Origin of the sequence: Hymenobacter sp. (assembly GCF_031398885.1) — a bacterium.
Classification (GTDB): Bacteria; Bacteroidota; Bacteroidia; order Cytophagales; family Hymenobacteraceae; genus Hymenobacter.
Window position 1 is genome coordinate 56,376 of the sequence record NZ_JANNOD010000053.1, and the last position, 12,273, is coordinate 68,648.

General features: G+C 65.6%; 8 protein-coding genes. 4 read left to right on the top strand and 4 right to left on the bottom strand.

Translation table 11 applies throughout. The annotated features are described in order from the left end of the window. Window positions 1-263 precede the first annotated feature (263 nt). The gene (locus RMO51_RS10390; protein ID WP_409025040.1) at window positions 264-1,625 is read right to left on the bottom strand and encodes an Nramp family divalent metal transporter; all 1,362 of its coding nucleotides are present in this window, start codon (window positions 1,623-1,625) and stop codon (window positions 264-266) included. 200 nt (window positions 1,626-1,825) lie between these two features. Between RMO51_RS10390 and RMO51_RS10395 the strand changes: the two genes are divergently transcribed. Then, window positions 1,826-2,812: a cation diffusion facilitator family transporter gene (locus tag RMO51_RS10395; RefSeq protein WP_310394408.1), complete on the top strand. Its 987-nt coding sequence runs from the start codon at window positions 1,826-1,828 to the stop codon at window positions 2,810-2,812. A gap of 150 nt (window positions 2,813-2,962) precedes the next feature. Here RMO51_RS10395 and RMO51_RS10400 read toward each other — a convergent pair whose 3' ends face one another. Further along, entirely contained in the window at window positions 2,963-4,360 is a 1,398-nt protein-coding gene (locus RMO51_RS10400; RefSeq protein ID WP_310394410.1) for a PQQ-dependent sugar dehydrogenase, read from the bottom strand. Window positions 4,361-4,492: 132 nt separating this feature from the next. Here RMO51_RS10400 and RMO51_RS10405 point away from each other — a divergent pair, with 132 nt between their 5' ends. Continuing rightward, window positions 4,493-4,960: a GNAT family N-acetyltransferase gene (locus RMO51_RS10405; RefSeq protein WP_310394412.1), complete on the top strand. Its 468-nt coding sequence runs from the start codon at window positions 4,493-4,495 to the stop codon at window positions 4,958-4,960. 200 nt (window positions 4,961-5,160) lie between these two features. Here the strand turns inward: RMO51_RS10405 and RMO51_RS10410 are convergent, their stop codons facing one another. Together RMO51_RS10410 and RMO51_RS10415 are read right to left on the bottom strand one after the other, a co-directional pair. Further along, entirely contained in the window at window positions 5,161-5,766 is a 606-nt protein-coding gene (locus tag RMO51_RS10410) for a DNA-3-methyladenine glycosylase (protein WP_310394414.1), read from the bottom strand. Between the two features lie 62 nt (window positions 5,767-5,828). Then, entirely contained in the window at window positions 5,829-6,830 is a 1,002-nt protein-coding gene (locus tag RMO51_RS10415; protein WP_310394417.1) for an aspartate-semialdehyde dehydrogenase, read from the bottom strand. Between the two features lie 236 nt (window positions 6,831-7,066). On the opposite strand from RMO51_RS10415, the gene RMO51_RS10420 reads away from it, so the two are divergent. Both RMO51_RS10420 and RMO51_RS10425 read left to right on the top strand, forming a co-directional pair. Continuing rightward, entirely contained in the window at window positions 7,067-10,486 is a 3,420-nt protein-coding gene (locus RMO51_RS10420; RefSeq protein WP_310394418.1) for a lamin tail domain-containing protein, read from the top strand. Between the two features lie 675 nt (window positions 10,487-11,161). Beyond that, window positions 11,162-11,992, top strand: coding sequence for an IS5 family transposase (locus RMO51_RS10425; RefSeq protein WP_310394420.1), 831 nt, complete (start codon window positions 11,162-11,164; stop codon window positions 11,990-11,992). The last annotated feature ends 281 nt before the right edge of the window (window positions 11,993-12,273 follow it).

Sequence of the window (12,273 nt, forward strand, 5' to 3'; positions counted from 1 at the left end):
GGCGCGGCAGCCCGTCATGCAGAGCGGAGCGAAGCATCTCGCTCGCCTCGTTTGATGAATTTAAGTAGTCGTCCAGAAGTAAACGAGTTGTCAGTTGCTCGTTGTTCGTTGTTAGTCAGATATTTATCAAAGGGCTAACAACTGACAACTAATGCCTGACAACTTAATTGCTGCCACACGATTTAATTACCACCACACGCGAGACGCTTCGCTGCGCTCTGCATGACGTGCTGCCGCGTGACGTGCTGGGTGTCTGACTGTTCCTACCCGGTGAAGGTTTGCCAGAGCAAAAACACGTTCAGACTGATGATGATGGCGGATACTGCCCAGGCCACCACCTGCACCAGCGGCCGGTTCACGAACACGCCCATCTTGGCCTTGCTGCTGGTGAAGAGCACCAGCGGCACCACCGCGAAGCTGAGCTGCAGCGACAGGATAACCTGACTGAGCACCAGCAGTTGGCCGGTACCTTTTTCGCCGTAGATGATGGCCACCACCAGGGCCGGTACCACGGCAATGAGCCGGGTGACGAGCCGCCGCAGCCAGGGCCGCAGCTTGATGTCGAGAAAGCCTTCCATCACAATCTGCCCGGCCAGGGTGCCGGTCAGGGTCGAGTTCTGGCCCGAGGCCAGCAGGGCCACGGCGAACAGCACGCTGGCCGCGCCCGCCCCGAGCACCGGCGTGAGCAGCTTGTGGGCGTCGGCGATGTCGGCCACGTCGTTGTAGCCCTTGCCGTGGAAGGCCGCCGCGGCCGTGACGAGGATGGCCGCGTTCACGAAAAACGCCAGGAACAGCGCCACCGTGGAGTCGATGGTGGCGAACTTGATGGCCATGCGCTTGCCGGGCTCGGTGGGTTCAATTTGGCGCGTCTGCACGATGCTGGAGTGCAGGTACAGGTTGTGCGGCATCACGGTGGCGCCCAGGATGCCGATGGCCACGTACAGCATCTGCGGGTTGGTCACGATTTCGGGGCGCGGCACCAGGCCCTTGCTCAGCGCCAGCCAATCGGGGTGCGAGGCCAGGATTTCGTAGAGAAAGCAGCCGAAAATCAGGACAATGAGGCCGGCCACCAGGCTCTCGATGATGCGGAAGCCCTTGTTCTGGAAAAAGAGCACCACCAGCACGTCCAAGGTGGTGAGCACCACGCCCCAGGCCAGCGGCAGGCCGAACAGCAGGTTGAGCGCAATGGCCGAGCCGATGACTTCGGCCAGGTCGCAGGCGGCAATGGCCACCTCGCACAGAAACCACAGCACCAGGCTCACCGGCCGCGAGTAGTGGTCACGGCAGGCCTGGGCCAGGTCGCGGCCGGTGACGATGCCCAGCTTGGCCGCCAGGTGCTGGAGCAGCATAGCGAACAGGTTGGAGATAAGCACTACCGAGAGCAGCGTATAGCCGTAGCGGGCGCCGCCGGCCAGGTCAGTAGCCCAGTTGCCGGGGTCCATGTAACCCACGGCCACCAGCAGGCCGGGGCCCCAAAAAGCCATCAGCTTGCGCCAGAACGAGGCGTCGGCTCCCGGCACCCGGATGCTGGCGTATACCTCGCTCAGCGAGTTGCCGCGGCGGGCGTGGCGCCAGCCGGCTTCCGGCGCGGGCAGTTTAGTATCGGTAATAGTAGAGGGCGGCACGTTTATCAAATTTTCCGGGGCAAAGATACTCTATTTTTAGGTTAACCTAAAAATATTTTTCGACTGGTTTAAATACAGATTACCGACGAAAAGGTTGTGCGGCCCCGTGTCACCAAGCTGCGCTGCCACCCAATGGTACGGGAGTCGGGCGCGCAGTTCTCGCGGCCGCGGGCCGACCTTTGCCCCGAAACCCGCCCCGCATGACACCCGCCCAAACCAAACGCCGCCTCGGCCTGCTGTCCCTCGTGGTGAGCGTGGGGCTGCTGGCCATCAAGTTTTACGCCTACCATCTCACCAGCTCGCAGGCCGTCCTCACCGACGCACTGGAGAGCATCATCAACGTGTTTACCAGCGGCTTTGCTTTCTACAGCCTGTACCTGGCCGAGCTGCCCAAGGACGAGAACCACCCCTACGGCCACGGCAAGATTGAGTACCTGTCGGTGGGTTTCGAGGGGGCGCTCATCGTCACGGCCGGGGCGTACATTTTGTACAGCGCCACGCTGGGCCTGCTGCACCCGCACCCCGTGGGCCAGGCCGATTGGGGCATTCTGCTGATGGCCGGCACCGCCGTCGCGAACCTGGGCGTGGGCCTGCTGCTGGTGCGCACCGGCAAGCGCCTGAAGTCGGTGGCCCTGGTGGGCGACGGACAGCACCTGTACCTCGACGCGCTCACGTCCATCGTGTCGGCGGCGGCGCTGGTGCTGGTGGCGGCCACCGGCATCGTGCGCTTCGACGCCGGCGCGGCCCTGCTGCTGGGCGGCTTCATTTTGGTGAACGGCGGGCGGATGCTGCGCCGCTCGGTGTCGGGCCTGATGGACGAAACCGACACGGCCATGGTCACCGAGGTCATCGCCGAACTCCAGGCCCGGCGCCGCGCCCCCTGGATTGACGTGCACAACCTGCGCGTGCAGCGCTACGGCGCCAACCTGCACATCGACTGCCACATGCAGATGCCCTACTACTTCACCCTGGAGCAGGTGCACACCCAGTTGCACGACATTGAGGAGCTTATCCGCGAGCGGTTCGTGGTAGAAGTCGAGATGTTCGTGCACGCCGACCCCTGCACCTTCGCCGCCTGCTCGCTGTGCCTCATGGCCGACTGCCCCGTGCGCCAGCACCCCTTCCAGCACGAGGTGAAGTGGACCCTACGCAACGCCGCGAAGAACGAGCGGCACCAGCTGGGGTAGGGCGCAACGGTGTCCGGTGGCGAGTGCCTTATAACGCCAGCAGCCCTCTGCGGGGAACGTGGGGCCGAGGCAAATGCCCCGACTCCGCGCCCCCGCAAAGGGCTGGTAATGAATGGTGCGGCTGCTCCGTTCGGCTTGTTCTGCCGCCGATTATTCTACCACCAGCTTGCGGGTGGCGGTGCCGAGGGCGCCTTCGGCTTGCACCGAGTACGTGCCGGCGCGCAGGCTGGCCAGGTTTAGCGTGGCGGTGGTGGCAGCCGGCTGCACCGTGAGCACAGCGCGGCCGAGCAGGTCGCGCACGGTGAGGCGGAGGTTGGGCGCGGGCAACTGCACGGTGGCCTGGCGGCGGGCCGGGTTGGGAAATACGTCGAAGGCGAAGCTAGCGGCCAAGCGGGTGGCGGTGGGCACGAAGGCGCGATTTTCGAGCACCAGAATCCGGTCGCCGGTGGCGGCGGGGGTGCCGTAGCCGTCGCTGTTGCTGGTGCCCACGTACACCCGCCCCTGCGGCGACACGCAGATGGCCCGCAGCCGGCCGAAGCCGGTTAGGAAGTCGGTGCGGGCGGGCACCGCCTGGCCGGCCGCGTCCAAGGTCAGCTGGGTCAACTTGCTGCCTTTGAGCACCATCAGGAGCAGGCTGCCGCGCCAGCTGGGGATGGCCGGGTGGTCGTAGTAGGCCAGGCCGGCCGGGCCGATGGTGGGCGTCCAGGTGGTGAGGGGCTCGCGCACGTTGTTGGCGGTGCAGAAGGCCGTTTCGGCGGCGGTGTTGCAGAGGCCGGCCACGGTGGGCCAGCCGTAGTTGCGGCCGGGCTCGACGCGGTTAATTTCGTCGTCGGTGTTGGGGCCGTGCTCCGAGCTGTAGACGCGGCCGTTGGGCAGCTGCACCAGGCCCTGGGGGTTGCGGTGGCCGAGGGTGTAGAGGCGGCTGCCGGGCGTGGGGTTGTCGGCCGGGATGGAGCCGTCGAGGTTGAGGCGCAGGATTTTGCCGTTGAGCGAGGCGCGGTTCTGGGCTTCGGGCAACTGCTGGGCGTCGCCCGTGGTCATGAGCAGCGTGCGGTCGGGCAGGATGAGCAGGCGGGAGCCGCTGTGGGTGGTGGTGGCCCCGATGTTGCCGAGCAGCACCAGCGGCGCGGAAAGGGAATTGGCCGTGGCCGAGTAGGTGAAGCGCACCAGCTTTTCCTTCAGGGCGCCGCCTTCGGAGTAGTTGTAAGCCACGTACACGTAGGGGTTGGTGGCAAAATCGGGGTGCAGCACCATGCCCAACAGGCCACTCTCGCCGGTTTCGGTGACATCGGCCACGGTGAGCAGGGGCAGGACCTGGCCGGTGGTGGGATTCACGCGGCTGATGCGGCCGCCGCGCTCGGTCATCCAGAGGAAATTGTCGGGACCCCACACCAGCTCCCACACGGTGTCGAGGTTGGAGGCCAGGGCCGAGGCCGTGACCGTGGTGGGGCCCACCGGGAAGGTGGTGAGCGCTGGGGCCTGGGCGGCGGCGGCCAGCGGGCCGGCCCCGGCGAGCAGGGCCAGGGCGGCGATGCGTAAAGACTTCATAACGAGCAAGGTTTTAGGGTAGTTACTGCGTGATTAACCAGCGTTGGGCCACTAAGTTAACGAAACCGAACACCAAATGGATGCTGGGCCCAGGGCAGTAGCTTGCACTTGCTTTTGCCACCCGCTATTCCCATGTCCACTTTCTTCACCGCAACCCGCCCCGACGACTACACCCTCAGCACCGACCCCGCCCGGCTCGACGTGGCCACCGTGCACCGCTGGCTGAGCGAGGAATCGTACTGGGCCCGCAATATTTCGCGGGTCACCGTGGAGCGGGCCCTGGCCAACTCGCTCAATTTCGGCCTCTACGCCCCCGATGGCCGACAGGCCGGCTTCTGCCGGGTGGTGACGGACCGGGCCACCTTCGCCTGGCTCTGCGACGTGTTCGTGCTGCCCGAATTTCGCGGCCGGGGCCTGGCCAAGTGGCTGGTGCAGCGGATGCTGGCCCACCCCGACCTGCAAAACCTGCGCCGCCACCTGCTGGCCACCTTCGACGCCCACAGCCTCTACCAGCGCTTCGGCTACCAGCCGCTGGACCGCCCCGACCGCTGGCTCGAAATCAAGCACCCCAACCCGTACGCTGCGCTTAATGAGCAGTGAGCAGTGAGCAGTGAGCAGTGAGCAGTGAGCAGTGAGCAGTGAGCAGTGAGCAGTGAGCAGTGAGCAAAAGGGACGTCATGTCGAGCTTGCCGAGACATCTCGCTCGCCCCGTTGTAACGATTAAACTACTTCCTCACGCGAGATGCTTCGGCTACGCTCAGCATGACGTTCCTTTTGCTTGTTGCTCATTGAGCGCAGCGTCATTTCGCCGGGCTGGTCCACTCGCTGCCGCGCACCCGGAAGCGCCAGGGCAGCGCGGCCGCTTCGGGGCCGGCGTACTCCAGGCCCACGCGGGCGCTGGCGGTGATGTCGGCTTCGGCGATTTCTTCGCCGTGGTCCTCAAACCAGAGCACTTCACCGGTCACGGGCGAGCCGGTGAGTGCAGGCGTGATGCCCAGCGCCTGGGTCAGCACGCCGGGGCCCGCCGTGAGGGTCCGCTTGGGGGCGGGCAAGCCGCGCCGCCGCAGCATCTCATCAATACCGATGGTGGGCTCCACGGCCCGAACCAGGACCGTGTCAGGATGTTCCGCGTCGTGGGTGGCAATGTTGAGCAAAGCGTGGCGGTCGTACACCTTATAGATGTAGGCGTGGCCGCCGGGCACGTACAGGCCCTGGGCCTGCTGGCGCTTGCGTTGCAGGTGCATCGTCAAAGAGTGGTCGCCCTCGTGGCGGTAGGCCTCCGTTTCCACGATGCGGCCGGCGGTCAGCACGCCGCCAATGTTGGTGTAGAGGTGCTTGCCGAGCAGGTCGCGGGCAATTTGCAGGGGGTCAGGGCGCTGGAAGAAGGCGGCGGGCAGCTTTTGCATAGCTGGCTATACGGCTACAGGCGCTGACGCGGCCAGCAAAGCAGCGCCGCTGCGGCCTCGTATCAGTTGCTCGCCGGCACCAGCTTGTCCACCAGGTATTCGGCAATCTGTACGGCGTTGGTGGCGGCGCCCTTGCGCAGATTGTCGGCCACTATCCACATATTCAGGGTGCGGGGCTGGGTTTCGTCGCGGCGCAGGCGGCCCACCAGCACGGCGTCGCGGCCATGGCTGTCCCTGGGCATGGGGTAGCGGTTGCGGGCGGGGTCGTCCACCACTTCCACGCCGGGCGTGCGGGCCAGGATGGCGCGCACGTCGGCCAGCTCAAACTCGCGGGCAAACTCCACGTTCACGGCCTCGGAGTGGCCGCCCAGGGTGGGCACGCGCACGCAGGTGGCCGTGACGCGGATGGTGTCGTCGCCCATGATTTTGCGGGTCTCGTTCACCATCTTCAGCTCCTCCTTGGTGTAGCCGTTGGGCTCGAACACGTCGATGTGGGGCAGCACGTTCAGGTCGATGGGGTGCGGGTAGGCGGGGTTGGCGGCGGGCTGGCCGGCGCGCTCCTGCATGAGCTGGTCCACGGCTTTTTTGCCGGTGCCGGTCACGCTTTGGTAGGTGCTCACCACGATACGCTGCACCTGGTAGGCCTTGTGTAATTCATTCAGGGCCACCACCAACTGGATGGTGGAGCAGTTGGGGTTGGCAATGATTTTATCGTCGGCCGTGAGCAGGTCGGCGTTCAGCTCGGGCACCACCAGCTTCTTGGTGGGGTCCATGCGCCAGGCCGAGGAGTTGTCGATTACGGTGGTGCCCACGGCGGCGAAGCGCGGGGCGTGCTCCTTGCTCACCGAGCCCCCGGCCGAGAAAATGGCCAGGTCGGGCCGGGCCGCGATGGCCTCGTCCATGCCCACCACGGGGTATTTCTTACCCAGGAATTCGACGAGCTGGCCCACTGATTTGGCCGAGGCCACGGGCAGCAGCCCGGTCAGCGGGAACTGGCGCTCGGCCAGCACTTTCAACACTTCCGTGCCCACCAGGCCGGTGGCACCCACAATGGCAAGTTTCATGGAAAAAGCAGAAAAATAAAAAGCTGCGCCGTTGGCCGGCGCGGGGGTGCAAATGTCGCCAGAAATGGGTTACTTAGACGCCGTGTACGCTGCGCTTAATGAGGAATGAAGAATGAGCAATGAAGAATTTGCTGCTCGCGAAGCCTATTGAAATCTAAACGTCATGCCCATCTGACGTTCAGATTTCACCGTTTTTTTACTTGAGAAATAGTTCTGTTCATTTCTCCCTCATTTCGATGAAACACCTCTACCTGCTGTTCATCCTGCTGTTGCCCGGCCTCGCCCACGCCCAGTTGCGCGACGACTTCACCGACGGCAACTTCACCGCCAACCCCGCCTGGACGGGCGACGCGGCCAGCTTCCAGGTGGTGGCCCAGCAGCTGCAGAGCAACGGCCCGGCCGTGACCGGCACCGCGCTCCAGCTCAGCACGCCCAGCCAGGCCAGCACCGGCACCGTGTGGGAATTCTGGGCCAACCTGCGCTTTGCCACCAGCTCCGGCAACCTGGCCGACGTGTGGCTCATGGCCTCGCAAGCCGACCTCAGAAACGCGAACAACTCCGGTTACTTCGTGCGCCTCGGCGGCACCGCCGACGAAGTGAGCCTGTTCCGCAAAGACTCGACCCGCGCCGCCGCGCTCGTCATCGACGGCCTGGACGGCACCCTGGCCAGCGCCACCAACAACCTCGTGCGGGTGCGCGTGACCCGCACCACCGCCAACCGCTGGACCCTGGAGCGCGACCTCACCGGCGGCCGCGCCTTCGTGGCCGAGGCCGCCCAGCCCACCGACGCCACCTACCAGCGCAGCGCGGCCCTGGGCGTGTCGCTGCTCTACTCTTCGGCCAACGGCGCCCGCTTCACCTTCGACGACTTTGCCGCCACCGACGCCACCGCACCGCTGCTGCTGCGCGCCGTGCCGCTGGACGCCCGCCGCGTCGACGCCGCCTTCAACGAGGCCGTGGCCCCGGCCAGCGCCACGGTACTGGCCAACTACCGCCTGCAGAGCGGCGCCGCGCCGACTTCGGCCCAGGTGCTGCCCGCCAACCCGGCCGTGGTGCGCCTCACCTTCGGGGCCGACGTGGCCGCGCAGAACGTGCTGGAGGTGCGCAGCGTGGCCGACTTGTACGGCAACGTGGCCGCCGGGCCGCTCACGGCCACTTTCACCGGGCCGCCCGCCGCGCCGCTGGTGGGCGAGCTGGTCATCACCGAAATCTTTGCCGACGAAACCCCACCGGTAGGCCTGCCGCTGTCGGAATACCTGGAGCTTTACAACCGCAGCGCCACCAAAACCCTCAGCCTGGGCGGCGTGCGGCTGGGCAAAACGGGCAGTACCGCCGTGGCCGTGTTCCCGGATACGGCCCGGCTGCTGCCCGGCCAGTACGCCGTGGTGTGCGGCAGCACGCGGGTGGCCCAGTTTGCCGCGCCCGGCGTGAAGGTGTACGGCCCCACCAACTTCCCTTCGCTCAGCAACGGCGGCGACCAGCTGCTGCTGCGCGGCCGCGACGGCCGCACGCTCTTCGAAGTCAACTATTCGGACACTTGGTACCGCAGCGCGGCCAAAAAGGACGGCGGCTGGAGCCTGGAGATGATTGACACGAACAACTACTGCGCCGGTGCCCCCAACTGGACGGCCAGCACCGACGCTACCGGCGGCACGCCGGGCCGCGCCAACGCCGGGCGCGCCGCCAACGCCGACACCGCCCCGCCCGCCCTGGCGCGGGCCGAGTTGCTGGGGCCCACCACCCTGCGCCTCACGTTCTCGGAAAAGCTGGACAGCACCAACGCGGCCAACCCCGCCCGCTACGCCCTGGCCGCACCCGCCCCGGCCATCACCGCCGTCACGCCCGTAGGCCCCGATTTTCGGCAGGTCGACCTGACGCTGGCGGCGCCCGTGGCCGGCACTGCCATCGTGCAGGTAACGGTGCAAACGGCCACCGACTGCGCCGGCAACGTGAGCGGGGCCCTGCAAACGGCCACCGCCGCTCCGCCCGAAGCGCCCGCCGTGGGCGAGCTGGTCATTACCGAAATCTTTGCCGACGAAACGCCAACCGTGGGCCTGCCGGCGTTCGAGTACCTGGAGCTTTACAACCGCAGCGCCACCAAAACCCTCAGCCTGCGCGGCGTGCGCCTGGGCAAGGGTAGCACGCCGACGGTGGCCGTATTTGCCGACACCGCCCGCCTGGCCCCGGGCCAATACGCGGTGGTGTGCGGCAGCACCCACGTGGCCGAGTTTGCGTCGTACGGCAAGGTGTACGGCCCCACCAACTTTCCCTCGCTCAGCAATGGCGGCGACCAGTTGATACTGCGCGGCCGCGACGGCCGCACACTTTTTGAAGTGAATTATTCCGACGCCTGGTACCGCGACGCGAAGAAGAAGGACGGCGGCTGGAGCTTGGAAATGATTGACGCCAGCAACTACTGCACCGGCGCCGCGAACTGGATAGCCAGCACCGATGCCAGCGGCGGCACGCCGGGCCGCGCCAACGCCGGGCGCGCCGCCAACGCCGACGCCCTGGCCCCCGGCCTGCTCCGCGCCGTGGCCGTGAACCCCACCACCGTGCGCCTGTACTTCTCCGAAAAGCTGGACAGCGCCGCCGCGGCCACCCCGAGCCGCTATGCGCTGGCCGCGCCGGGCCCGGCCGTGACCCGCGCCGCGCCCGTGGCGCCCGATTTCCGGCAGGTGGACCTGACCCTGGCCGCGCCGCTGCTGGCCAGCCGCCCGGCCTCCCTCACCGTGCAGACGGCCACCGACTGCGCCGGCAACGCCAGCGGCGCCCTGCAGTCGGCCAGCTTCGCCCTGCCCGAGCCGGCCGCGAGCGGCGACGTAGTGCTGAACGAGCTGCTGTTCAACCCGCGCACCAGCGCGGTGCGGTTTGTGGAAATTTTGAACCGCAGCCCCAAGTACATTGACCTGCAAGCCTGGCAGATTGCCAACGAGAAGCCCGACGGCACCACCGATGCCAACCTGCTTAGCCCCGGGCCGCTGGTGCTGGCGCCCGGCCAGCTGCTGGCGTTTAGCACCAGCTCGGCCATCATTCAAAGCGAGTACCCGACCAGCACCGACCCGGCCAACCTATTGGAGCTTGCCGATTTTCCCACCTTCCCCGACGACGCGGGCGTGGCAGTGCTACTTACCGGCTTCGGCATTGAAATTGACCGGTTCGCCTACAACAAGAACCTGCACCTGAGCCTGCTGGCCACGCAGGACGGCGTGTCGCTGGAGCGCATCCGGGCCAACGGGCCCAGCAACGGCAGCAACTTTCATTCGGCGGCGGGCACCGTGGGCTACGCCACGCCCGGCCGCCCCAACTCGCAGGCCCAGGACGCGCCCGGCGGCAACCAGGAGCTGACCGTGGAGCCCGAAATCTTCACGCCCGACGACGACGGCCAGCAGGACTTCGCCACCCTCAACTACCACCTCGACCAGCCCGGCTACGCCGCTTCCGTAACGGTGTACGACGCCTTGGGCCGCCTCACGCGCCGCCTGGTGCGCAACGAAACCCTGCCCACCACCGGCTTCCTGCAATGGGACGGCACCGACGACAAAGGCCGCAAGGCGGCCGTGGGCTACTACCTTCTGCACGTTGAGCTGTTCCGGGCCAGCGGCGGCGAGAAGCGGGAGTACAAAAAGACGGTGGTGCTGGGCGCACGGTTCTAGGACGCGGGGGCCGCTGGTTCGGGGAGAAGCAGGAGCTGCGGGCCCCTCCGGGTTCCTGCCCGGGCTTCTTGGCGCGGTTTCGCCGCCCGGATGCGTAGACCGGGAATGGGGTCGAGCCGCCACCCAACTCAATTCCAAGGGCTTTGAAATTACTAGAAGCCTATCTGGAGCAATTCTCAGGTCCGGGTACTGGTCGTTTGGCTCCCGGCTCTTTGGGCTTCGCGCTTCCAGCAAACCGCGGCCCCGGACGAACCCGGCTTGTGAAGTTAATCCAGCCGCGCCGCAGACACGAGCATGAGAACTTTTATAAACAGAAAATCAGGCACTTAGCCTACCGGCAGCGGGAACGGCAACGCCGCCGAGCTTTTACTGTGAGCAGGGCTAACGCCGCTCCGCCCGGAAGCGGTGGGCCGGACGAGTGAACCCGGCGGTGAGCGCCATGATGCCGCCGCTGCAACCAAAATGGCGCGGCTGCGAAGGGATTCTGCAAACGACGGGCGAGTGGTTCGACACGCTTTTCCTGCTATCCCTCTTCGCCGCTGCCATGGGTCGCTCGCGGCTGTAGCAACTGCTGATGAAGCTGTTTAGAAAGTAGCTGCTGGCAAGCAGAAACGCAAAAGACTCCCACGCGACAAGCGAACTTTGGGGTGCGACCCACCTCGATTCACCTGCTTCATGGAAGTCCTGCCCAAAGATATTATTCGTACCTGGATTTTGCCCTACCTGACCCAGTCCCGCACGGGTCGCCCCAGTCGAGTGGACCGCGTTGAGTTACTCGAAGCCATGCTCTACAAGCTCAAAACCGGCTGCCAGTGGCGCTATCTGCCCGTCAAACAGTTTTTTACCGGCGCCACGCTGAGTTGGCAAGCCGTGTATGCCCGCTTCAACGCGTGGCGCAAAGACGGCTCGTGGAAAACGGTGTGGTTGAGCGTACTGCGGCAAAACAAGCGCTGGCTGGATTGTTCCAGCGTGCAACTCGACGGCAGCCACACGCCGGCCAAAAACGGCGGGGACGCCGTCGGCTACCAGGGGCGCAAAAAGGCCCGGACCACCACCGCCCTGTTCCTGGCCGATAACCAGGGCCAGCCCCTGGCTTGTGCCAGCCCGCAGGCCGGCAACCACCACGACAGCTTTCGCCTGGCGGCCTTGTTTGAGGAACTCTGCGTGCTGCTCGAAGCCGCCGGCATTGCCGTAGCCGGGTTGTTTTTAAACGCCGATAGCGCCTTTGATACCACCGCGTTGCGCCAAGCCTGCGCGGCCCGCGACATCGAAGCCAACATCGCCCGCAACCGCCGGGCCACCGATTGGCAACCCGACGACGATACCTTTTTTGACCCCGAACTCTACCGCCGCCGCGCGGTGATTGAACACGCCAACGCCTGGTTCGATAGCTTTAAAACCCTGCTCGTGCGCTACGAAACCAGCATCGGCAACTGGTTGGCCTTTCATTGGCTCGCGTTCCTGGTCCTCTTCTTGCGAAAAATCAACGCCAAGCCGACTTTCTAAACAGCTTCGATATTAGGGGTTCTTCTTTCAAAAGGGCGGATTTACACGCTAAGCTATCGGACAGCCTAAAAAAGAAAACACAGACCGCCCCTACTTTTTCCTATCCCTCAATCCTAGTTAACCCAAGTTGCGGACTATCAAACGTAGCCCCTGCGGGGCGACATGTCGGTAGCAAGATGCCTCCACTCAGGCGCTAAAGCCCCGGCGGGGCGACATTCGTCGGCCGAGTGTCGCCCCGCCGGGGCTGGAAAAACGGGTTTAGAACGGGTTGACTACCAACG